Source organism: Microvirga sp. Mcv34 (assembly GCF_024519725.1).
Taxonomy (GTDB): Bacteria; Pseudomonadota; Alphaproteobacteria; order Rhizobiales; family Beijerinckiaceae; genus Microvirga.
This window is the reverse complement of the sequence record NZ_JALJRK010000044.1, coordinates 20413-42577: the sequence shown is the minus strand read 5'-3', so window position 1 is coordinate 42577 and position 22165 is coordinate 20413. Positions and strand designations below refer to the sequence as shown.

Here is a 22165-nt window from a genome sequence, read left to right as displayed (position 1 = left end):
GGCCCTGAGCACCCTCCCTCGACCCCCGAAGGCTCGCAGCGCAAGCTGCGGGCCCGAAGGTGCTGGCTCTTTGACATGAACCGATCAGCACCCGCCCGTCATGGGCTCCCTCCGTCTCTGGAGCCGCCGTGCCGCCCAGGCGTGGATCCTTGGCACAGGGCCGCCCATAACGGGGGAGGCAATCCTCCTCACGACGCTTTTACGGGGCCAGCGGCAATCTTCCCCTTGCGGCTATAAGAGGGAAACGTCATTCTCCGGCCTGATTTGGCGCACATCTCGGCTATCCAGAGATGCTGCGATGATTGGAGCCGCGCTTCGTGCCCATTTTGAAACTGCCTTTGGCCCCCAAGGGTCTGCCTGCATTGATGTTTTTGGCCGCCGGTCTGCTCGCGGCCCCGGCCGTCGCGGCCAACACGGCCCAGGACGAGCCCCTGACGCCAGCCCAGAGTCTCGAAGGCAACTTCCTGTCGGCCTATGTGGCGGGTTCCGCGCGAGATACCGAGGCAGCGACGATCTTCTTCCGCGAGGCGATCCAGGAGGATCCCCGCAACCAGGAGCTTCTGGAGCGGGCCTTCGTGGCGTTCCTGGCCAACGGCTCCATGAGCGAGGCCGTGCGCGCGGCCGAGCGGCTCTCCGCCCAGGATGCGACCAACAACCTGGCGCAGTTCGCTCTCGCGGTCCGCTCCATGAAGAGCCAGAAATACGCCGATGCGCGCACCCGCCTGTCCAAGGGGACGCGCGGTCGCCAGGCCGATCTGACGGCAACGCTTCTCACGGCCTGGACCTATGCCGGCTCCAAGGACGGCAAGCAGGCGCTCGCCACGGTCGACAAGCTCAAGAACGAGCGCGCCTTCGACCAGTTCCGGGAATACCACGCGGCGCTCATCGCCGACGTGGTGGGCAACCCGACCGAGGCCGAGAAGCGCTTCAAGGCGGCCTATGAGAGCGAGCGTAACACCCTGCAGGTGGTCGACGCCTATGGCCGCTTCCTGGCCAAGCGCGGCCGCAAGGACGAGGCGCTGAAGATCTACAAGGCCTTCGACGAAGTGGCGCCGCGCCACCCGATCGTGCGCGCCGCCATGAAGGCGCTCGAGGAGGACAAGCCCCTCCTGCCGCTCGTCACCAATGCCCAGGACGGGGCGGCGGAGCTGCTCTACGGGCTCGGCGTCGTCGGCAACACGCAAGGGGACGAGCTGACCGCCATCATCTACCTGCGGCTCGGCCTCGACCTGAAGCCCGATCATCCGCTGGCCCTCGTGACCCTCGGCGACGTCTATGAGCGCCTGAAGCAATACGACAAGGCCAATGTGATCTTCGAGCGTATTCCCAAGGAGTCGCCGGTCCGGCCGAGCGCCGACATCTCCATCGGGCATAATTTCGAGCTGATGGGGCGCGGCGACGACGCCATCGCCCACCTCGAAAAGCTCATGAAGGATCGCCCGGACGACGTGGAAGTGGTCATGGCGCTGGGCAACGTGCAGCGCTCGCGCAAGAAGTTCGCGGAAGCGGCCGAGACCTACGACAAGGCCATCAAGCTGATCGGCCAGCCGGAACGCGGCCACTGGATCCTCTACTTCTATCGCGGCACGTCCTACGAGCGCGCGAAGCAGTGGGGCAAGGCGGAAGCCGATCTGAAGAAGAGCCTGGAACTCGTCCCCGATGGGCTTCCGGCCGGCAAGGCGCAGGTGATGAACTACCTCGCCTATTCCTGGGTCGACCAGAACATGAACATCGACGAGGCCTTCAAGATGCTCACGAAGGCCGTCGAGCTCGCGCCCCGCGACGGCATGATCATCGACTCCCTCGGCTGGGCCTATTACCGCATGGGCCGCTACGACGATGCCGTGCGCGAGCTGGAGAAGGCCGTCGAGCTGAAGCCGGGCGATCCGACCATCAACGACCACCTGGGCGATGCCTATTGGAAGGTCGGCCGCAAGCTCGAGGCGAAGTTCCAGTGGGACCACGCCAAGAACTCGGATCCCGAGCATGAGGAGCTGGTGAAGATCCTCAAGAAGATCGACAACGGCCTCGAAGAGGACCCTAAGCCGGCTGCGGCGGAGAACGCGCCTCCGCCGCAGCCGGAAGCGCCGAAGCAGAACGGCGGTTAGCAAAACCCTCTCACGTCATGCCCGGCCTTGTGCCGGGCATCCACGTTTTTGGCGCCATGGTTCCAAGGCGTGGATGGTCGCAGCAAGTGTGGCCATGACGACGGGCCCTTTCCAATGGGCCCGCTCTCGGGCATGGAGGCGCCATGTCCCAGCCGCTCGCCACCCGCGCTCCCGCCAAGATCAACCTGACGCTCCATGTGCTCGGGCGACGGAACGACGGCTATCATGAGCTGGAAAGCCTCGTGGCCTTCGCCGGCACGGGTGACGATCTGCGTCTCGAGCCCGGGGCGGGGCTGGCGCTCGACGTCAGCGGCCCGACCGCCTCCCTTGCCGGAAACGATGCCGACAATCTCGTCCTGAAGGCCGCGCGTCTTCTGGCGGATCGCGTGGAGGACCTGCAGCTCGGCACCTTCCATCTGACGAAGCGCCTGCCTGTGGCGGCCGGGATCGGCGGCGGGTCCTCGGATGCGGCTGCCGCCCTGCGACTCCTGGCCCGGCTCAACGGCCTGCCGCTGTCTCATCCCGCCCTGCGCGAGGCCGCCCGCCTCACCGGAGCCGACGTGCCGGTCTGCCTGGAGCCGAGAGCCCGCATGATGCGGGGCGCGGGCGAGGCGCTGGGGCCGCTGCTCGACCTGCCGCGCCTGTTCGCCGTACTGGTCAATCCGCGCGTGCCGGTGGAGACGCCGGCGGTGTTCAGGGCGCTTGGGCTGCATCCAGGGCAGGCCCTGGCGGGTGCAGGACACCCGGTCATCGAGCGGGGTGCGCTCCTAGAGACGCTGAAGACCGCCCGCAACGATCTCGAACCGCCTGCGCTCAGGGTCCAGCCGCTGATCGGCGAAGCGCTCAGCTTACTCCGGCAGACCGAAGGCTGCCGCCTGGCGCGCATGTCCGGGTCGGGCGCGACGGTGTTCGGGCTCTATGACGATTGCGGGACCGCCGCCGAGGCAGCAAAAGCCGTCAGGCGCTCACGCCCCGACTGGTGGGTGAAGGCGACGAGCCTACGGTAATCGACTCGCCGGAATCATGGCCGGCCCGAGTCCGGCCATGGAGTGCCGAGATGCTGGCGCTCAGGAGAGCATTACCACGCCGGGATGATGGCGCCCTTGAAGCGCTCTTCCAGGAACTTCGCCACTTCCGGCGATTGGTAGGATTCCACGAAGGTCTTGATCTCCGGGCGGTTCTCGTCGCCCTGGCGGGCGGCGACGAAATTGGCGTAAGGATTGCCCTCGCGCTTCTCGACCGCGATCGTGTTCTTGCGGATGTCGAGGCCTGCATTGATGGCGTGATCGGTGTTGATCACAGCCGCGTCCAGATCGGGCAGGGCGCGAGGCAGCTGGGCGGCGTCGAGCTCGGAGAACTTGATGCCCTTCGGGTTCTCGGCGATGTCGAGTAGGCTCGGCGACAGGCCCTGGCCCTCCTTGATCTTGATCACGCCCTCAGCGGCGAGCAGGTTGAGCGCGCGGCCGCCATTGCTCGGGTCGTTCGGAATGCCGATCTTGGCGCCCTTCGGCAGGTCGCCGACGGCTTTCACCTTGGTGGAGTACAGGCCGATGGGCTGGACGAAGGTGAAGCCCACAGGGACGATCTTGTAGGCCCGGGCGGCGATCTGCGCGTCAAGATAGGGCTTGTGCTGGAAGGCGTTGGCGTCGAGGTCCTTGCGCTCCAGCGCCTCGTTGACGAGGGCGTAATCGGAGAACGGCACGAGCTCGACGTTCAGGCCCTTGCCGGCCGCCACCTTCTTGACGACCTGCGCGACCTCTTCCTCGGCGCCCGACATGACGCCGACCTTGATGCTCTTCTGCTGGGCGGCAGCCGGCAGGGCCGCGGCCAGAGCGGCGCCGAGCGCGAAGGTCGCGGACAGAAGGCTGCGGCGGGTGAAAACGGACATGGGTTGACCTTTCAGGCAAAGTGAATCGGGCTTCAACTCGAAGCCGGACATGTGGTTCGGAAGGAAGGAGAGGATCAGGCCGCGAGGCGACGACAGCTCTCGGCCGGCGAGGGCCGGGGCAGGGAGATCGTCATGGAAGTCGGACGCATCATGGCCGTTCGATCCTCGTGAACCACGAGGCGGAAGCCGCTCGTGGCGCTTTAGCCTTTGATCACGCGGGGCAAGCTGCTCGTCTCAAATCACCGCGGCCCAAGAGGGTTTGCACCGCCTCGGGACAACGATTCATTTAAAGCTATCGGGTTTTAAGTCAATCAAAATGTTCTGTAAAAAGAACAAAGCAGTCATGCATGGCGGGCTCAGCAACGTCCGGTTCATCGGCTTCGGGGCATTCACTGCTGTCGACATGAAGCCTGATCGGACTGTACTCCTGATATGTCCCTTCCAGCTGACATCTCTGCCGCGCCACAACGATGCTCGACCATTCAGTCTAATAGCAGTAGCAATTTATAATGCTATAAAGTTTTAAAGATTCGGCTGATCAAGGTCGTGACATTCGTCAGACATTGATAACAGGGGCACATCATGAGCGGTTCCGAGCAGATTTTCGAGTGGGAGAGCATCACCCAGCCTTCCTATTACAACGGACAGATTCTTGATCCTCAGGGGCAGGCGGCAATGTCCCAAATCGTGGCCACTGGGGCTAACACGGTCACGATCATCCCCAACTTCTTCCAGCATGATGAGAACAGCAGCTCGACGCAGCTGAACGAGGGTGAGGCGAGCAATCTCTATGACCAAGAGAGCGACAGCTTCGAGCAGGTCAGGCAATCCATTCTCTCGGCCAAGGCACATGGCCTCAAGGTCGTACTCAAGCCTCACCTTGAAACTGACCAACCTCGCGTCTGGCGCGCATTAATCACGCCTGGGGGAGAAATCACACCTAACAGTGGCCAATTTCATGAAGCGAAAGAATGGTTCGCCAGCTACAAGTCCATGATGGTCGAATACGCCAGGGCGGCGCAGGCGGGCGGTGCGGACATGATCTGCGTCGGCACCGAAATGGACAGCATGATCAATCCGCTGGGGGTCTGCAGCGATGGCATGACCTATACCCAAAAGTGGGAAGAGATCATCGCTGCCGTGCGTGCCGTCTATTCCGGCAAGGTCACCTATGCGGCGACCTATTGGACGCTAGAGAAGGTCAAGTTCTGGGATAAGCTCGACTTTATCGGCATCGATGCCTATCTGCCACTGACGCCGGAGCATCAGCAGCCGCCGGCACCTGATTACATACCGTACAATCCAACCGTCAACGAGATGGTGGATGCCTGGACGAAACCGCACTTTAATTCTTGGATTCGAGACACGCTGCATGGAGGAAAATCCGCAGTCGACTACTACAAGTCCTTATCCGAGCGATATGGAAAGCAAATCATCTTCACCGAAATTGGCTATCGAAGCATGGATGGAACAAGCTTTGATCCCGGTCGCTTCGATACCACCGCCCCGGTTGACTTCCAGGAGCAGGTCGACGCCTACAACGCTCTTTACTATGTAATGGAGAATTACGGCGGCCAATGGCTCGCCGGGTCGTTCCTCTGGAGCTACTATTCCTTCGAAAACCCGATGCTCCCGGTGAACCAGGGCGGGCGGGGCGTGTCCTGGGCGGACTACACCACGCAGCATAAGCCCGCCAATGATATTGTGACGGCGAACTATTCTAGCCCGGCCCACGTAACCGGCCTTGTCTGGAATGGCACGGCCAATGCCGACAAACTCGATGGCGGCTATCACAACGATACGCTCAACGGAGCCGGTGGCAATGACCTGCTGTGGGGTGGTGCCGGGCATGACAGAGTCAATGGTGGCGACGGGAACGACGTTCTGATCGGCGGGTCCGGTGACGATACTCTTGATGGTGGGACGGGCGATCAGGACAAGGCTGTCTTGAGCGGCCGCCGTGCGGATTATGTCGTGACCAAGAGCCAGGATGGTTCGTTCGCTTTTCTGGACAGCCGGGTCAATGGCGACGGGCGCGATACCGTCTCGGGAATCGAGGTATTCGAGTTCTCCGACGGAATCGTGGCGTCAAGCAATCTCAATCCATTGATAGACGGTGGCATTGGAGCGAACGGCCAAATTTTGATCGGCACCAAGAAAGCCGATAAACTTGTCGGCGGCGTTGGAAACGACGTGCTTTATGGCAAGCTTGGAAAGGATGTTCTGACAGGCGGTTCCGGTCAGGACATCTTCGTCTTCGACACCAAGCCGAACGCAAAAACGAACGTCGATAAGATCGCCGACTTCAATGTCGCGGACGACTCGATCTATCTGGAGAACAAGTACTTCAAGGTCGGCTCCGGTACACCTTCGAAGCCTAAGCAGATGGCGAGCAAGTACTTTTACAAAGGCGCGAAGGCGCATGACGCGGATGATCGGATCATCTACGACAGCAAGAAGGGCGTCGTATACTACGATGCCGACGGCGTTGGTGGCGCGGCGCAGATAAAGATCGCTACACTCTCCAAGAACCTGAAGATGACCTACAAGGACCTCTTCGTCATCTGACGGAAGGCGGGAGTTGGTTCGCGCCAGAGCGGCGGGCTCAGCCCTCTCTCACCTCATCCTTGTTGCCTGGCCGATCCAGTCGCCCACTACGTCATGGCCGGCCTTGTGCCGGCTATCCCAATCCGGAGAGGCTCGGTGCTTCAAGCAATTGAGATCACCGGCACATGGCTGGTGATGACCTGAGAGGGGCTCGCAGCGCATGTCCGGACATACATTCAGGATGAAGGCTCGGATCCATGCCGGCGGATGAGCCAGACACACTCAGCGAATGATCGAGCCGGCGTCTCAATACGCTCGGGCGATGCAGAAATCGACGGTGTCGAGGAGGGCCTGCTTCATGGGGCCCGACGGGAAGAGGGCGAGGGCGTCGCGGGCCATGGCGCCGTAATGGCGGGCCCGCTCGACCGTGTCCTCCAGGGCCCGGTGGCGGCGCATGATGGCGATGGCCTGCTCCAGGTCCGCATCCTCGATTTCGCCCTGCTCGAGCACGCGCTTCCAGAAGGCGCGCTCCTCGTCCGTGCCGCGGCGGAAGGAGAGGACGACGGGCAGGGTGATCTTGCCCTCGCGGAAATCGTCGCCCACGTTCTTGCCGAGCGTCGCGGCCTTGCCGCCGTAATCGAGAGCATCGTCCACAAGCTGGAACGCGATGCCGAGATTCATGCCGTAGGAGCGGCAGGCGGCCTGCTCGGCCTTGGGGCGGCCGGCGATCACGGGCCCGACCTCGCAGGCGGCGGCGAAGAGTTCCGCCGTCTTGCCGCGGATCACGGCGAGGTATTCATCCTCGGTCGTCTCGGTGTTCTTGGCGGCGGCGAGCTGCATCACCTCGCCCTCGGCGATCACGGTCGCGGCGGCGGAGAGGATGTCGAGGGCGCGCAGCGAGCCCACTTCCACCATCATGCGGAAGGCCTGGCCGAGCAGGAAGTCGCCGACGAGCACGCTCGCCTCGTTGCCCCACTTGATTCGGGCGGCGATCTTGCCCCGGCGCATGTCGCTCTCGTCCACCACGTCGTCGTGGAGGAGGGTGGCCGTGTGCATGAACTCGACGGACGCCGCGAGCTTCACGTGCCCGTCACCCTCGTAGCCGGAGAGGCCCGCGGTCGCGAGCGTCAGCATGGGCCGCAGGCGCTTACCGCCGGAGGAAATGAGGTGATTGGCCACTTCCGGGATCATCGTGACCTCAGAACCCGTGCGCGACAGGATCATCGCATTGACCCGTTCCATATCGGAGGCCACAAGGGACACGAGCTTCTCGATGCTCGCATTCTTCTCGGGATGCTTGTCTTCGAACGGAACGACGACGCCCACTGTCACTACCCGGGTTGCCGGCCGGGATGGCCGGTAGGAATATGGTTTGGCATGGCACTTTCCATGCTGCAATGCAAACGCTTAGCGCATGGGAAGGATCTCACGCCGATGGTCGAAATCGTCCGCACCAACGATCTCGTTCTGGTCGGTTTCCTACAATCCCTGTTGCAAAACGCCAATATCCCCGTTCTCGTCGCGGACGCGCATATGAGCGCCCTGGAAGGCATGACGGGCGCCTTTCCGCGCCGGATCCTGGTCCCCGAGGACCATCTGCTCCAGGCGCGCCGGCTGATCTCCGAGGCGGGGCTCGAGGCCGAGCTGCGCCATGGTTGAGATCACGGAAGATTTATTGCTCGGCGGGCGCGTCCGCCTCGTCCAGCCGGAGAGGGGGCATCGGGCCGGCACCGATGCGGTCCTGCTCGCCGCCTCGGCACCGGTGAAAGCGGGCGATGTGGTGGTGGATGTGGGAGCCGCGACCGGAGCCGTCGGGCTCATGGCGGCGACCCGGGCGAAGGGAGCCTGCTACGTCTTCGTGGAGCGGGATCCCGATCTCGCCGAATTGTGCCGCCGCAACTGCCAGGACAACGGCCTGGACGGGCGGATTGCCGTCGCCGACCTGCTGGACAGGAACGCGCGACTTGCGGTCGGACTGATGCCTGAGAGCGCCGATCTCGTCCTCACCAATCCGCCGTTCCTGGAGGAGGGGCAGGCCCGGATCTCGCCCAATCGGATTCGCGCGGCCGCTCATGCCCTGCCGGCGGGTGGGCTGGAGGCTTGGCTGAAGGCCTGCGCGGGGCTGCTCAAGCCGAAGGGGCGACTCGTCCTCATCCATCGGGCCGACCGCACCTCCGAATGCCTTCGGATCGTGGACAGATGGTTCGGGGGTCTGGAACTGCGCTTCGTGCATCCGAGCGCCGACCGGCCGGCGATTCGCCTCCTGCTGGCCGGGGTCAAGGGCAGCAAGGCACCCCTGACCATTCTGCCGCCGCTGATCCTGAACGGGCCGGACGGGCGGTTCACCCCACAGGCCGACGCCCTGCATCGGGGGGAGGCGGACCTCCTATGAAAAGGGCGCCTTGCGGCGCCCTTGTCCGAACTCAGTAACGATAGCCGGGGCGCCCCACCGTACGGCAGACCTCGATGGGACGGCGCACCCAGCGGTAGCCGTTCCAGACCCGGCGCGGCTCGACCCAGCAGCGTCGCGCGGCGGGCATCGGGCGATAGGCGCCGTAGGGACGTCCGTAATAGGGACGACCGTAATAAGGGCGGCCATAGCGAGGTCCCCCGTACTGGACCGTCACGGACGGCTCCCGATAGCCATAGCCCGGGTAATAGGGCTGCGCCTCCGCCGGCTGGACCGACAGGGCCCCGAAGCCCAGGGCTGCAAAACCAAGAAGGCCGAACATCAGCTTACGCATTTCATCTTCTCCTCGCCTCGCCCGCAAACCGAAATGAAACGGTGTTGCGACCGGGCTGTTGTCCATGATGAAGATTTAAACGAACCTAACTGAACGCAGCCCGACAATTTCCCTAACGGTATGTTCATCTTGGGAAGCCGGGCTGTGCACCCTACATAACGGCCATGGCTCAAACATCGTTCTCTTCCATGCTTCCGGCACGTCTTCAATTTCTCCTACCGGGCAAATATCGCGTCTATCCCGATCCCATTGTGCCCGTCGTGCGCCTGTCCGGCCCCATCGGCGCCGTGATGCCTCTCAGGGCCGGGCTCGCCATGGCGAGCGTGGCGCCGCTCCTGGAGCGCGCCTTCTCGGTTCCGGGCGCGAAGGCGGTGGCGCTGGTCATCAACTCGCCGGGCGGGTCCGCCGCGCAGTCGCACCTGATCTTCAAGCGCATCCGCGCCTTCGCCGAGGAGAAGAAGCTCCCCGTCATCGCCTTCGTGGAGGATGCGGCGGCTTCGGGCGGCTACATGATCGCCTGCGCGGCGGACGAGATCTATGCCGACCCGGCCTCCATCGTCGGTTCCATCGGGGTCGTCTCCGCGAGCTTCGGCTTTCATGAGCTGATCGAGCGCATCGGGGTCGAGCGGCGGGTTCATACGGCGGGCAAGAGCAAGGCGATGCTGGACCCTTTCCGGCCGGAGAACCCGGACGACGTGGTGCGCCTGAAGGGGCTCCAGCGCCAGATCCATCAGGTCTTCGAGGATCTCGTCCGTGACCGCCGTGGCGAAAAGCTCAACGATTCCTATGACGATCTCTTCTCCGGCGCCTTCTGGGTCGGGTCGGAGGCGCTCGATCTCGGCCTCATCGATGGGCTCGGGGACATTCGTACCATCCTGCGCCAGCGCTTCGGCGAGAATGTGCAGTTCCGCATGATCGAGCCGGCCCGGCCGCCGCTGCTGGGCCGCCTCTTCGGCCGCCGGTCCCTCGGGCAGAGCAGCCTGATCGACCCGGGCGAGATCGTCGGAGCCCTCGAGGAGCGGGCCGCCTGGGCGCGCTTGGGCTTGTGAGGCCGGCGATGACGGGAGGAGCCGCCGACGCTTGACTTGGGCCGCCCGTCATCCCAAGGGTTCGCCTGACATTTTCGAGATGAACCGGACGCCGATATGACGAGCGAACCCGCGCATATGAACCCTGCGCGCTCTTTCCAGGGCCTGATCCTCACCCTCCAGCGCTACTGGGCCGAGCAGGGCTGCGTCATCCTCCAGCCCTACGACATGGAAGTCGGCGCGGGCACTTTCCACCCAGCCACCACCCTGAGGGCCCTGGGCCCACGGCCCTGGCGGGCCGCCTATGTGCAGCCCTCCCGCCGCCCGAAGGACGGGCGCTACGGCGAGAACCCGAACCGGCTCCAGCACTACTACCAGTTCCAGGTGATCCTGAAGCCGAACCCGCCGAACCTGCAGGAGCTCTATCTCGGCTCGCTCAAGGCCATCGGCATCGACACGAGCGTCCACGACATCCGCTTCGTCGAGGACGATTGGGAAAGCCCGACGCTCGGCGCCTGGGGTCTCGGCTGGGAATGCTGGTGCGACGGCATGGAAGTGTCGCAATTCACTTACTTTCAGCAGGTGGCCGGCTTCGAATGCTCGCCGGTGGCCGGCGAGCTGACCTACGGCCTCGAGCGTCTCGCCATGTATTTGCAGGGCGTGGAATCGATCTACGACCTCAACTTCAACGGGCTCGACGGCGACCGGAAGGTCACCTACGGCGATGTCTTCCTCCAGGCCGAGCAGGAATATTCGCGCCACAATTTCGAATATGCCGACACCGAGATGCTGTTCCGGCATTTCCGCGATGCCGAGGCCGCCTGCCGCAAATATCTCGAAGACGGCGAGCCGAAGCCCGGCTTCAACGACAACCGCCACCTCATGGCGCTGCCGGCCTATGACCAGTGCATCAAGGCCAGCCACATGTTCAATCTGCTCGACGCCCGCGGGGTGATCTCCGTCACCGAGCGCCAGAGCTATATCCTGCGCGTCCGCGAGCTGGCGAAGGCCTGCGGTGCCGCTTGGCTGAAGACCGAGGGCGGAGGCGTGGCGGCGTGAATGCCGTCCCGATCCGTTGATCTCCCTCAGACATAAAGTTCTCCGATGCCCGATCTTCTCCTCGAACTCTTTTCCGAAGAAATTCCCGCCCGCATGCAGCGCCGTGCGGCGGAGGATCTGAAGAAGCTTGTGACCGATGCGCTCGTGGAGCGCGGCTTCCTTTATGAAGGCGCCAAGGCTTTTGCCACGCCACGGCGGCTGGCGCTCCATGTGGCCGGCCTGCCGGTGAAGGGGCAGGATGTGCGCGAGGAGCGCAAGGGCCCGCGCGTCGGCTCACCCGATGCGGCGATCCAGGGCTTCCTGAAGGGGGCGGGGCTGTCCTCCATCGACCTGGCGAAAATCGAGAGCGATCCGAAGAAGGGCGAGTTCTACGTCGCCGTGATCGAGAAACCCGGCCGCTCGACCCCGGACGTGCTGGCGGAAATCCTGCCCGGCATCGTCAAGAATTTCCCCTGGCCGAAATCCATGCGCTGGGGTGCAGCGTCGCGCGAGCCTGGGAGCCTGCGCTGGGTGCGTCCGCTCCATTCCGTCATCTGCACCTTCGGGCCCGAGACCGAGGATCCGGAAGTGGTGCGCTTCGAGATCGACGGGATCGCATCGGGCGACGTCACGAAGGGCCACCGCTTCCTCGCCCCCGGCGAGATCCGCGTGAAGCGCTTCGACGATTACGCGCCGGCGCTGGAGCGTGCCAAGGTCGTGATCGACACGGACCGCCGCAAGGACATGATCCTGCACGACGCGAAGGATCTCGCCTTCGCGCAGGGCCTCGAACTCGTCGAGGACGAGGGCCTGCTCGAAGAGGTCGCGGGTCTCGTGGAATGGCCCGTGGTGCTCATGGGCTCATTCGATGAAGCGTTCCTCGACATTCCGCCGGAGGTGATCCGCACCACGATCCGGGCGAACCAGAAATGCTTCGTGCTGCGCGATCCCAACACCGGCAAGCTCGCGAACAAGTTCCTGCTCACCTCGAACCTCATCGCCGGCGATGGCGGCAAGACCATCGTGGGCGGCAACGAGCGCGTGGTGCGCGCGCGCCTGTCCGATGCGAAGTTCTTCTGGGAGACGGACCAGAAGGTGAAGCTCGAAGACCGGCTCGAAAAGCTCAAGAGCATCGTGTTCCACGAGAAGCTCGGCACGCAATACGAGCGCGTGGAGCGCATCGCGGCGCTGGCCAGGGAACTGGCGCCTGCTGTCGGGGCCGATCCGGCGCTGGCAGAACGGGCCGCGCGGCTCGCCAAGGCCGATCTCGTCACCGAGATGGTCGGCGAGTTCCCCGAGCTGCAAGGACTCATGGGCCGCTATTATGCGACCCTGCAGGGCGAGCACCCGTCCGTCGCGGCGGCCATCGAAGAGCATTACAAGCCGCTCGGTCCGTCCGACCGCGTGCCGACCGATCCGGTCTCCGTGGCCGTGGCGCTCGCCGACAAGATCGACACGCTGGTTGGCTTCTGGGCCATCGACGAGAAGCCGACGGGATCGAAGGATCCCTATGCGCTGCGCCGTGCGGCGCTCGGCGTGATCCGGCTGGTGCTGGAGAACAATCTCAAGCTGCCGCTGATTGCCCTGTTCGCGAAGCTTTTCGCCCGCGACGCGAAGGACGTTCTCTTCGAGGAGTTCTTGCAGGCCAAGAAGCTCGTCGAGGCGATCGACGACAGCGCCATTGCTGGGCTGCTCGATCATCCGACCCTTCCGGATCTCGAATCCATTTTCCGCCAGCGGCAGTTGGGGAATTCCGAGAGCCTTGCGCGCATCATGTATGTGCGGGCGCTCGACCTCCTCTCCTTCTTCGCCGACCGCCTGAAAGTCTATCTGCGCGACCAGGGCGCGCGTCACGATCTCATCGATGCGGTCTTCGCCCTCGAAGGCCAGGACGACCTTCTCATGGTTGTTCGCCGGGTGGAGGCGCTCGGCCGCTTCCTCGATACGGAGGACGGCCGGAATCTGCTCGCCGGTTATCGCCGCGCCGCCAACATCCTGCGCATCGAGGAGAAGAAGGACGGGTGCGCCTATAACGAGGCGCCGGACCTCCAGATCGTGAACGACCAGGGTCAGATCGAAGAGAAGGCGCTTGCCGTGGTGCTGCACGGCGCCAAGGAAGAGGCCAAGGCGGCCATCGAGGCGGAGGATTTCGAGGGGGCGATGCGCGCGCTCTCGCGCCTGCGCCAGCCCGTCGATGCGTTCTTCGACAAGGTGACCGTCAATGCGGAGGATTCAGGCCTCCGGGCGAACCGCCTGCGGCTCCTCAACGATATCCGCGAAGCCACCCGCACGGTGGCGGATTTCTCCCGCATCGAGGGATAGCAGCTCAAAGTGGGGCAAATCCTTCGCCTGCCTCGGAAGAGAGCTGTTTCTCCTCCTTTGGAGACATCTCCCCGAGGGGGCGGCGGGGTCAATTCATGTTAAGGTGTTGCGCGTGGGGCACAGCCAAGCCGGCACCTACGCCCTAGGTAAGCGGCAACTGATTCACCTGGTTGAGTGACCATGATTCGACGCCTGCTGATCGCCGCTCTCCTGAGCGCGCCCCTCGCTGCCTGCCAGACTGCCCAGCAACAGCCCTACGAGGCCGCCTCGGCGGACGATGCCGGCTGGTACATCGGCACCATGCCGGACAAGCCGCACGACATTCCTCTGGTCGACCGCCGCAGGATGGACGCGAAATACGCGCGCCAGACGGTGGAGTACAAAGGCTCCGAGAAGCCGGGCTCCATCGTGGTCGATATCGACGAGCGCATGCTCTACCTCGTCCAGCCGGAGGGCAGGGCGATCCGCTACGGCGTCGGCGTCGGCAAGCAGGGCTTCTCCTGGAAGGGCATCGCATCCGTGGGCCGCAAGGGTGTCTGGCCCAACTGGTCGCCCACCAAGACCATGGTCGGCATCAAGCCGGAGCTGCCGCGCTATGTGGAGGCCGGACTCGACAACCCGCTCGGCGCCCGCGCCCTCTATCTCTATCAGGACGGCCGCGACATCCTCTTCCGCATCCACGGCACCAACGAGCCCTGGAGCATCGGCGAGCAGGTCTCCTCGGGCTGCGTGCGCATGCTCAACGAGGACGTGGCCGACCTCTACGAGCGCGTTCCCGTCGGCGCGACGGTCTATGTGAAGCGCAATGGACGCTACCGGGTCTGAACCTGTTCATCGTTCGACAGTAAAAGAGGCCGGGCAGATCGCCCGGCCTTTTCGCTTTTCGTCTTGTCGCCCTGCCGCCGAGCCCGAAGGTCGGACACCATCAGGTGATGAAAAAATCGAGAGCGTTGATTTTAAGCGCCTTGGACAGAATCGCGATCTGCACGGCTGCGGCCTTTCCGGATCCGTCGCTGTCATAGAACAGGGCGCCCTTCTTGGGATCGTAGATGATCCGGTCGCTTGCATCATGCGCTTTCGCGCCGGACCAGAAAGCGCTCTTTGCCAGAACGCCCTTCTTCGTGATCTTGCTGAAAGCCGCCTTCGATAGCTGAATCGTATCGTCGGCAACCGAAAAATCGGTGATGCGGTCGATATTGGTCGCTTTATTGGGCTTGGTGTCGAATCCGAAAATATCCTGACCTTCTCCCCCCGTGAGTACATCCTTGCCCACGCCGCCGAAAAGCAGGTCGTTGCCGGCACCGCCAGACAGCGTGTCGTTGCCGCTAAGGCCTCTCAGCTCATCGTTGAGGGATTTTCCCGTCAGGGTATCGGCGCCGGCCGTTCCGACGAGGGTCAGGGGCTTGTCGCCCCCGCCTGTCGTGGCGGATTCGTCGATATCGACGACGGAGATTACGAAGCTCTGACTCGTCTCGCCGCCCCATGCATCCTTCGCCGTGATGGTAACCGTGTGCTGGGCCTGTGTCTCGAAATCAAGCGCTTTTGCTAGGATCAAGTTGTTGTCGTCGAGAGCGAAGATGCCGCCGGCATCGTCCGTCAGACTGTAAGTCAACGCGTCCCCATCGGCGTCGTGCGCCGACAACCTCGCGACGATGGTGGTGACCAGCGTGTTTTCCGCAACGCTCGTTTTCGACAGGGCGATGCTGTCGGGATTGGCATTGATCAGGGCGACCGTCTTGTCGGTGAACTTGGCGAAGCGGATGCCCAGCAACTCGTCGGTGCCGTCGGCCGAGATGACCGTAACGCTGCCGTCCCCGTTGTCGACCTTCGTATAGGCGGAACTTGCCACGGAAAACACCGCGACGTCGCGGCCGCTTCCGAAAATCACGTCGTCGCCTGCGCCGCCGTCGATAAGGTCGGTGCCGGCACCGCCGGTCAGGAGATCGTCCCCGTCTCCTCCGTTCAGCGTATCGTCGCCCGCGCCGCCGCTGAGTTTGTCGTCACCGTAATTTCCCGTCAGCGCATTGGCTGCGGCGCTGCCCGTCACGGTGTCGTTGCCGTTTCCTGTGACGATGTTCTCGATCTCCTCCAGCACGTCGTTGCCCTGGCCTGTGTTCTGCGCGGTCGTTAGGCTGAGGTTGATCCGGGCGCCGGTTGATAAATCGAAAATCGCCGTGTCGACCCCCGCCCCGCCCTGGAGGAGATCGTTCTGGTAGCCTCCGGCGAGCGTGTCGTCTCCGTTGCCGCCCACCAAGGTGTCGTCGCCCCCTTTGCCGGCCAGAGAATTGGCATTATCGTCGCCGGTGAAATGGTCTGCTCCGTACGAGCCGATCAGGTTCTCGATCCCGATCAATGTGTCGCTGCTCCGCGCGTCGATGGTCTGGGCCGTGGTAATGCGAAGATCGACGGTAAGATCCATGTCCGCATAGTCGAATCTGACGGTGTCGATGCCACCGCCGCCATTGATGATGTCGTTGTCTCGCCCGCTTGCGATCATTTCATCGCCGGTGCCACCCAAGAAGGTGTTGTTCCCGTCGACCAGCCTGACGAGGCCCTCGATGATGCCGTGGCGGTTGTCGATCATGCCGCCGCTCACTCCCGAGATCGCGGCTCCCCCCCATCCAGTGCCCTTGATCGTGCCGGTGTTGGTGATCGTGATGTTGATCGGACTGCTGAACCCGATTCCGATATTTCCACTGATCGTTCCCGAATTGGTCAGGTTGACCATCCCGCCCGCGGCGCTTTGGAAGCTCAAGGCGACGCCTGTCGAAGATGAAGTGGAAATCGTTCCAGAATTTTCGACGACAGAATTGAAGACCTGGGTGTGGTAGCCCAGTTCCGCCCCTTCGTTGATAAAGCCCGTATTCGTGAGATTGCTGAGCGTGCTGGCATCCGAGGATAGGTCGCCGATCCTCACTCTGTCGGTGATCCGCCCATGGTTGGTGATGCTGGCCTCGGTGAGAGAAAACCTCTGTGCGGTGACTCCGGCGTCGACCGTGACCACATAGGCCGTCGACTGCGTGGAAAGGATAAATCCTGTCACATCGGCGGAAAGCTTTAGCTCACCACCCGCGCCGGCCGAAAGATCGATGGCGGTGGTGAACGGCTGGACATTGATCGCCGCGTTGACGATGAGATCCGAGTCGTTCTCGGTCAAGGTTACCTTCGTAGTCTGAATATCATTGATGGTAAGTGGCGCTGGCATGGGAAGCCTCTTTCGTGGAAACGGATGTCAAGACTGGTGGTATGCGGCGACTAGATTCCGTTAGGGGATTGGGAGGCTAGGCCGAAGCTTCGAGGTGGAACCCCTTCACAGAACCAAGGTGAGGCCCAGCGAAATTCTTTCGCACGATATAACATAAATTAATAAGCAGTGAAATGATACCGGTTGCCGGGCCTGGAATCTGAAGGCAGGAAGGGAAACCTCGGCTGTTCAGCTTGCGTTTGGGCTCCATATGTTTCAAGCCATCACCTGCGCGGCAGCAGGGCGTATTCAGAGCCAGGGGATCGAGCGATGACGCAGTGGGTCTATACCTTCGGGGATGGAAAGGCCGAGGGCCAGGCGGGGATGAAGAACCTGCTCGGTGGCAAGGGGGCCAATCTGGCCGAGATGTCCAATCTGGGCCTGCCGGTCCCTCCGGGCTTCACGATCACGACCGAGGTCTGCACCTATTACTACGACCACGGCCGCGCCTATCCGCAGGAGCTGAAAGCCCAAGTCGAGAACGCGCTGGCTTACGTCGGCAAGCTCACCGGCCGCACCTTCGGCGATGCCGAGAACCCGCTCCTCGTCTCCGTTCGCTCCGGCGCCCGCGCTTCGATGCCGGGCATGATGGACACGGTGCTCAATCTCGGCCTCAACGACGTCACGGTCGGGGCTCTGGCCAAGGGCGCGGGCGACGAGCGCTTCGCCTATGACTCGTACCGCCGTTTCATCACCATGTATTCCAACGTGGTCCTCGGCCTCGAGCACCACCATTTCGAGGAGATCCTCGACGAGTACAAGGACCGCAAGGGCTATACGCTCGACACGGACATGACCGCCACGGACTGGCAGGCGATCCTTCCGCGCTACAAGGCGCTGGTCGAGAAGGAGCTCGGCAAACCCTTCCCGCAGGAGCCGGAGGAGCAGCTCTGGGGCGCCATCGGGGCCGTGTTCGGCTCCTGGATGAACAACCGCGCCATCAAATACCGCGAGCTGCACGCCATCCCGGCGAGCTGGGGCACGGCCGTGAACGTGCAGGCCATGGTGTTCGGCAACATGGGCGAGACCTCCGCCACCGGCGTGGCTTTCACCCGCAATCCGTCCACCGGCGAGAGCGAGCTTTACGGCGAGTTCCTGATCAATGCCCAAGGCGAGGACGTGGTGGCGGGCATCCGCACCCCGCAGGACATCACCGAGAAGGCCCGCATCGCTTCCGGCTCCGACAAGCCCTCCATGGAACAGGCGATGCCGGACGCCTATCGCGAGCTGGTGCGAATCTACGGCATCCTCGAAAAGCACTACCGTGACATGCAGGACATGGAATTCACGGTCGAGACCGGCAAGCTCTGGATGCTCCAGACCCGCAACGGCAAGCGCACCGCCAAGGCAGCGCTGCGCATTGCTGTCGAGCTGGCTTCTGAGGGCCTGATCACCCAGGAGGAGGCGATCACCCGCGTCGAGCCGGCGGCTCTCGACCAGCTGCTGCATCCCACCATCGACCCCAAGGCCGAGCGCAAGATCCTGGCCTCCGGCCTGCCGGCCTCGCCCGGCGCCGCCTCGGGGGCGATCGTGTTCAACTCGGACGATGCGGAAGCGGCCAAGAAAGCCGGCCAGAAGGTCATCCTCGTGCGCGTCGAAACCTCGCCGGAAGACATCCACGGCATGCATGCGGCCGAAGGCATTCTCACCACGCGCGGCGGCATGACCTCGCACGCGGCGGTGGTCGCGCGCGGCATGGGCAAGCCTTGCGTGTCGGGCGCAGGCTCGATCCGCGTCGACTATGCCGCGCAGACGCTCACCGTCGCCGGCCAGACGCTGAAGAAGGGCGAGGTGCTCACCATCGACGGTTCCAACGGCCAGGTGCTGCTGGGCCAGGTGAAGATGCTGGAGCCGGAGCTGTCGGGTGAGTTCGCCACGCTGATGGGCTGGGCAGACAAGGTGCGCCACATGAAGGTGCGCGCCAACGCGGAGACGCCGCTCGATGCCAAGACCGCCCGCACCTTCGGCGCCGAAGGCATCGGCCTGTGCCGCACGGAGCACATGTTCTTCGAGGGCGACCGCATCGTGGCCGTGCGCGAGATGATCCTGTCCGACGACGAGGCCGGCCGCCGCGCCGCGCTCGCCAAGCTGCTGCCGATGCAGCGCCAGGATTTCGTCGAGCTGTTTTCGATCATGAGCGGCCTGCCGGTGACGATCCGCCTGCTCGATCCGCCGCTGCACGAGTTCCTGCCGCATTCGGAAGAGGAGATGGAGGAGGTGGCCAAGGCCATGAACGCCTCCGTCGACAAGCTCAAGCACCGCGCCCGCGAGCTGCACGAGTTCAACCCGATGCTCGGTTTCCGGGGCTGCCGCCTGGCGGTGGCCTACCCGGAGATCGCCGAGATGCAGGCGCGCGCCATCTTCGAGGCGGCGGTGGAAGCCGGCAAGCAGACGGGCCGGCCGGTCGTGCCGGAGGTCATGGTGCCGCTCGTCATGACGAAGGCTGAGCTCGACCTCGTGAAGGCGCGCATCGTCGCCATGGCGGAAGCGGTGGCGAAGGAAAGCGGCGTCGCGGTCGAGTACCAGGTCGGCACGATGATCGAGCTGCCGCGCGCCGCTTTGCGCGCCGGCGAGATCGCGGAATCGGCGGAGTTCTTCTCCTTCGGTACCAACGATCTGACGCAGACGACGCTCGGCATCTCGCGCGACGATGCGGCCTCGTTCCTCGGCCCCTACACGCAGAAGGGGCTGCTGCCGGCCGATCCGTTCGTGACCATCGACCAGGAGGGCGTGGGCGAACTGGTGAAGCTCGCGGTCGAGCGCGGCAAGGCGACCCGCGGAAACATCAAGCTCGGGATCTGCGGCGAGCATGGCGGCGATCCGGCATCGATCCATTTCTGCCAGTCGGTCGGGCTCGACTACGTGTCCTGCTCGCCCTACCGCGTGCCGATCGCGCGTCTGGCGGCCGCGCAGGCAGCCCTCGGCAACAAGGCCGCGAGCCAGGCATAAATGGTCCTGTCTCGCTCTCGTCTGATCTATATCGGGACGGTGCTGGTATCCGGCATCGTCCTCGGCTACGTCGCGCGCCTCAATCCGGCATGGCAGGAGACGGCCGTGCCGCCGGCCGCATGGCCCTTCGCCGTGTCGCTGGCCCTCGATCTCGCAATCGGCCAGCTCGCGACCCAGGGCAAGGCGGAGCCCCTCACCATGGGCGACCGGTTCGTGGCGGTGATCGGCGCTGGTTTGATCGTGACCCTGATGATAGCGTTGAGCTGACAACACTGAACAAGGGGACGGAAGATGGCGCTGCACAAGGGCTCATGCCATTGCGGCAAGGTGGCGTACGAGGTCGAGACGGATCTCGAGCAGGTCATCGAGTGCAACTGCTCCATCTGCAGCCGGAAGGGCTATCTGCTCACCTTCGTGCCGCGCGGCGCCTTGACCATCGTTCGTGGTGAGGAAGATCTCTCCACCTACACGTTCAACACGCACACCATCCAGCACCGCTTCTGCTCCACCTGCGGCTCGGCGACCTTCGGCGAAGGCAAGCAGCCGACAGGTGAGGCGATGGCCGCCATCAACGTGCGCTGCCTCGAAACCGTGGATCTGGCGGAGATCAAGGCGATCCCGTTCAACGGGCGGGATGCGAGGGGCTAAACCCTCCCCATCACGACCGTCCCCGGACTTGATCCGGGGATCATCACGGCCATTCCGATTGTGTGAAGCGCCGCACTCCGAAGAAAGCGGGATCACCGGCACAAGGCCGGTGATGACATGGAAGGGCCGTCTGTCCATCGCATTTGGCCAAGGGCGGTTCATCGATGATCAGGCCAACGCCTCCGTCGAGCGCCGCAGCCCGACATATTGGAACTCCGCATACATCAGCACCACGAGCGCCTGGGCGATCACGAAGGCATAGCCTGCACTCGTCGGGGAGACCCAGCCGCTCATCAGCAGCAGTGCGCTGTCGAGGACCCAGAGGGCGTTGCCGAGCACCACGGCCCAAGCCACGGGCTTGTGGATCTGCTCCCGCAGACCGAGCCAGCCGATGAAGGCCGCGTAGGGCAGGAGAACCAAGCCCGCGATGCGCAGGAGCATGTCCGGCAGGCCGAAGATGCCGCTCAGGGTTCCGGCCCCGATCAGCAGCATGAGGCCGAAGGTGGCGCTGGTGGTGGCGTCGGCCACGAGGGCCTGGCGAAGAAGCGGGGAAGATTGGATCGTCATCATGGCTCTCTCCTGTCGTCACTCGGCTGAAGGCCTCAACCGTGGATGCAGGATTTCGTATGGATCGAAAGCCGTCGATTACCTCCGAGGTCATGGAAGATGAATGCGCGTCACGTTATGGTCCGCTCATGACAACAGCGAGCGTTCGACCCGTGACAACCGACCGACATGTAGGCGATTACCTGCGCGAATGGCGTCAGCGCCGCCGCCTCAGCCAGATGGATCTCGCGCTCGAAGCCGAGATTTCCACGCGGCATCTGAGCTTCCTCGAAACCGGCCGCTCGCAGCCGAGCCGCGAGATGGTGCTGCTGCTGGCGGAGAAACTCGACATGCCTCTGCGCGAGCGCAACATCATGTTGGTCTCGGCGGGCTTCGCGCCGGTCTATTCGCAGCGTTCCCTCGACGATCCGGCCCTCGCCGGCATGCGTCAGGCGGTGGATCTCGTCCTGAAGGGCCATGATCCTTACCCGGCGCTCGCAGTCGACCGGCACTGGTCGCTCATCTCTGCGAACGAGTCCCTCGTGTCCCTGATCGGCGAGGTGGATCCGGCCCTGATGAAACCGCCCGTCAACGTGCTGCGTCTGAGCATTCATCCGGCAGGCCTGGCGCGCCGCATCGTGAACTTCACCGAATGGCGCAATCATCTTGTCCACCGCCTGCATCGTCAGGTCGATGCGACGGGCGATGCGGATCTGGCCGGTCTGATCGAGGAGCTGCGCTCCTATCCGACGCCTGATGCCGCCGCACGGGCGCCTAAGACGAACCACGATTATGCCGGCATCGTCGTGCCGCTCCAGCTCCAGACGGAGGAGGGCGTGCTGACGCTCTTCAGCACCACGACGATCTTCGGAACGCCTGTGGATGTCACGCTTTCGGAACTCGCCATCGAGGCCTTCTTCCCGGCCGATCCCGAAACCGGCGCGGCCCTGCGCCGCCTCGCCGAGAAGCGTCAGGCTGCCGCAGCAAAGGCCGGATGAGGGGAGGCCGGCCTTAACCACCCATCAACCTTAACCCGCGATAACTTTAAGGCATCGGAGCCCTCCTGCTGGATGCTCCGGGATGTTCATGAGTTTTTGCAGGGT

The 22165-nt window shown here is 63.7% G+C and carries 18 protein-coding genes; 13 read left to right on the top strand and 5 right to left on the bottom strand.

Going from position 1 to position 22165, the window contains the following annotated elements; genetic code table 11:
• Positions 1 to 365: 365 nt before the first annotated feature.
• Positions 366 to 2108 carry a tetratricopeptide repeat protein gene (locus tag OC446_RS20315; RefSeq protein WP_262030839.1) on the top strand — a complete coding sequence of 581 codons (1743 nt, stop codon included), beginning with the start codon at positions 366 to 368 and terminating at the stop codon, positions 2106 to 2108.
• Positions 2109 to 2251: 143 nt separating this feature from the next.
• On the top strand, positions 2252 to 3115 hold the full coding sequence (locus tag OC446_RS20310; RefSeq protein ID WP_262030837.1) for a 4-(cytidine 5'-diphospho)-2-C-methyl-D-erythritol kinase: 864 nt from the start codon (positions 2252 to 2254) through the stop codon (positions 3113 to 3115).
• A gap of 71 nt (positions 3116 to 3186) precedes the next feature.
• On the opposite strand, the gene OC446_RS20305 is transcribed toward OC446_RS20310, so the two are convergent.
• On the bottom strand, positions 3187 to 3996 hold the full coding sequence (locus tag OC446_RS20305; RefSeq protein ID WP_262030836.1) for a MetQ/NlpA family ABC transporter substrate-binding protein: 810 nt from the start codon (positions 3994 to 3996) through the stop codon (positions 3187 to 3189).
• A gap of 582 nt (positions 3997 to 4578) precedes the next feature.
• Between OC446_RS20305 and OC446_RS20300 the strand changes: the two genes are divergently transcribed.
• Entirely contained in the window at positions 4579 to 6564 is a 1986-nt protein-coding gene (locus OC446_RS20300) for a glycoside hydrolase family 113 (RefSeq protein ID WP_262030835.1), read from the top strand.
• 285 nt (positions 6565 to 6849) lie between these two features.
• Here OC446_RS20300 and OC446_RS20295 read toward each other — a convergent pair whose 3' ends face one another.
• Positions 6850 to 7869, bottom strand: a complete 1020-nt coding sequence (locus tag OC446_RS20295; RefSeq protein WP_262030834.1) for a polyprenyl synthetase family protein — start codon at positions 7867 to 7869, stop codon at positions 6850 to 6852.
• Between the two features lie 108 nt (positions 7870 to 7977).
• Between OC446_RS20295 and OC446_RS20290 the strand changes: the two genes are divergently transcribed.
• Both OC446_RS20290 and OC446_RS20285 read left to right on the top strand, forming a co-directional pair.
• Complete coding sequence (locus OC446_RS20290) at positions 7978 to 8202, top strand: DUF2007 domain-containing protein (protein WP_262030833.1); 225 nt, start codon at positions 7978 to 7980, stop codon at positions 8200 to 8202.
• Positions 8195 to 8935 (top strand): tRNA1(Val) (adenine(37)-N6)-methyltransferase, encoded by a 741-nt coding sequence (locus OC446_RS20285; protein WP_262030832.1) that lies wholly within the window; start codon positions 8195 to 8197, stop codon positions 8933 to 8935. Before OC446_RS20290 ends, OC446_RS20285 begins: the two co-directional genes overlap by 8 nt.
• Positions 8936 to 8966: 31 nt before the next feature.
• Here OC446_RS20285 and OC446_RS30865 read toward each other — a convergent pair whose 3' ends face one another.
• Entirely contained in the window at positions 8967 to 9287 is a 321-nt protein-coding gene (locus OC446_RS30865; RefSeq protein ID WP_315986525.1) for a hypothetical protein, read from the bottom strand.
• A 188-nt stretch (positions 9288 to 9475) separates the two neighbouring features.
• Between OC446_RS30865 and OC446_RS20275 the strand changes: the two genes are divergently transcribed.
• The 4 genes from OC446_RS20275 to OC446_RS20260 all read left to right on the top strand — a co-directional run bounded on the left by OC446_RS20275 (position 9476) and on the right by OC446_RS20260 (position 14500).
• Complete coding sequence (locus OC446_RS20275; RefSeq protein ID WP_262030831.1) at positions 9476 to 10336, top strand: S49 family peptidase; 861 nt, start codon at positions 9476 to 9478, stop codon at positions 10334 to 10336.
• Between the two features lie 96 nt (positions 10337 to 10432).
• A complete protein-coding gene (locus OC446_RS20270) occupies positions 10433 to 11374 on the top strand; it encodes a glycine--tRNA ligase subunit alpha (RefSeq protein WP_262030830.1) in 942 nt (313 codons plus the stop codon).
• A 45-nt stretch (positions 11375 to 11419) separates the two neighbouring features.
• On the top strand, positions 11420 to 13675 hold the full coding sequence (gene glyS, locus OC446_RS20265) for a glycine--tRNA ligase subunit beta (RefSeq protein ID WP_262030829.1): 2256 nt from the start codon (positions 11420 to 11422) through the stop codon (positions 13673 to 13675).
• A gap of 180 nt (positions 13676 to 13855) precedes the next feature.
• Positions 13856 to 14500, top strand: coding sequence for a L,D-transpeptidase (locus OC446_RS20260; protein ID WP_262030828.1), 645 nt, complete (start codon positions 13856 to 13858; stop codon positions 14498 to 14500).
• Between the two features lie 100 nt (positions 14501 to 14600).
• Here the strand turns inward: OC446_RS20260 and OC446_RS20255 are convergent, their stop codons facing one another.
• Entirely contained in the window at positions 14601 to 16832 is a 2232-nt protein-coding gene (locus OC446_RS20255; protein WP_262030827.1) for a cadherin domain-containing protein, read from the bottom strand.
• 357 nt (positions 16833 to 17189) lie between these two features.
• On the opposite strand from OC446_RS20255, the gene ppdK reads away from it, so the two are divergent.
• Genes ppdK through OC446_RS20240 form a run of 3 tightly spaced genes read left to right on the top strand, consistent with a single transcriptional unit; the run spans position 17190 to position 20516 of the window.
• Positions 17190 to 19868: a pyruvate, phosphate dikinase gene (ppdK, locus tag OC446_RS20250; protein ID WP_262030826.1), complete on the top strand. Its 2679-nt coding sequence runs from the start codon at positions 17190 to 17192 to the stop codon at positions 19866 to 19868.
• On the top strand, positions 19869 to 20135 hold the full coding sequence (locus OC446_RS20245; protein WP_262030825.1) for a hypothetical protein: 267 nt from the start codon (positions 19869 to 19871) through the stop codon (positions 20133 to 20135).
• Between the two features lie 24 nt (positions 20136 to 20159).
• The gene (locus OC446_RS20240; protein WP_262030824.1) at positions 20160 to 20516 is read left to right on the top strand and encodes a GFA family protein; all 357 of its coding nucleotides are present in this window, start codon (positions 20160 to 20162) and stop codon (positions 20514 to 20516) included.
• Between the two features lie 168 nt (positions 20517 to 20684).
• On the opposite strand, the gene OC446_RS20235 is transcribed toward OC446_RS20240, so the two are convergent.
• Positions 20685 to 21086: a hypothetical protein gene (locus OC446_RS20235; protein ID WP_262030823.1), complete on the bottom strand. Its 402-nt coding sequence runs from the start codon at positions 21084 to 21086 to the stop codon at positions 20685 to 20687.
• 125 nt (positions 21087 to 21211) lie between these two features.
• Between OC446_RS20235 and OC446_RS20230 the strand changes: the two genes are divergently transcribed.
• The gene (locus OC446_RS20230; RefSeq protein ID WP_262030822.1) at positions 21212 to 22060 is read left to right on the top strand and encodes a helix-turn-helix domain-containing protein; all 849 of its coding nucleotides are present in this window, start codon (positions 21212 to 21214) and stop codon (positions 22058 to 22060) included.
• Positions 22061 to 22165 lie beyond the last annotated feature (105 nt).

Bases quoted from the DNA above. Each gene is read 5' to 3' on its own strand.
- OC446_RS20305 (WP_262030836.1), bottom strand. From the start codon at position 3,996: ATGTCCGTTTTCACCCGCCGCAGCCTTCTGTCCGCGACCTTCGCGCTC.
- OC446_RS20285 (WP_262030832.1), top strand. From the start codon at position 8,195: ATGGTTGAGATCACGGAAGATTTATTGCTCGGCGGGCGCGTCCGCCTC.
- OC446_RS20310 (WP_262030837.1), top strand. From the start codon at position 2,252: ATGTCCCAGCCGCTCGCCACCCGCGCTCCCGCCAAGATCAACCTGACG.
- OC446_RS20260 (WP_262030828.1), top strand. From the start codon at position 13,856: ATGATTCGACGCCTGCTGATCGCCGCTCTCCTGAGCGCGCCCCTCGCT.
- OC446_RS20235 (WP_262030823.1), bottom strand. From the start codon at position 21,086: ATGATGACGATCCAATCTTCCCCGCTTCTTCGCCAGGCCCTCGTGGCC.
- OC446_RS20245 (WP_262030825.1), top strand. From the start codon at position 19,869: ATGGTCCTGTCTCGCTCTCGTCTGATCTATATCGGGACGGTGCTGGTA.
- OC446_RS30865 (WP_315986525.1), bottom strand. From the start codon at position 9,287: ATGCGTAAGCTGATGTTCGGCCTTCTTGGTTTTGCAGCCCTGGGCTTC.
- ppdK (WP_262030826.1), top strand. From the start codon at position 17,190: ATGACGCAGTGGGTCTATACCTTCGGGGATGGAAAGGCCGAGGGCCAG.
- OC446_RS20230 (WP_262030822.1), top strand. From the start codon at position 21,212: ATGACAACAGCGAGCGTTCGACCCGTGACAACCGACCGACATGTAGGC.
- glyS (WP_262030829.1), top strand. From the start codon at position 11,420: ATGCCCGATCTTCTCCTCGAACTCTTTTCCGAAGAAATTCCCGCCCGC.
- OC446_RS20315 (WP_262030839.1), top strand. From the start codon at position 366: ATGTTTTTGGCCGCCGGTCTGCTCGCGGCCCCGGCCGTCGCGGCCAAC.
- OC446_RS20290 (WP_262030833.1), top strand. From the start codon at position 7,978: ATGGTCGAAATCGTCCGCACCAACGATCTCGTTCTGGTCGGTTTCCTA.
- OC446_RS20270 (WP_262030830.1), top strand. From the start codon at position 10,433: ATGACGAGCGAACCCGCGCATATGAACCCTGCGCGCTCTTTCCAGGGC.
- OC446_RS20300 (WP_262030835.1), top strand. From the start codon at position 4,579: ATGAGCGGTTCCGAGCAGATTTTCGAGTGGGAGAGCATCACCCAGCCT.
- OC446_RS20240 (WP_262030824.1), top strand. From the start codon at position 20,160: ATGGCGCTGCACAAGGGCTCATGCCATTGCGGCAAGGTGGCGTACGAG.
- OC446_RS20275 (WP_262030831.1), top strand. From the start codon at position 9,476: ATGCTTCCGGCACGTCTTCAATTTCTCCTACCGGGCAAATATCGCGTC.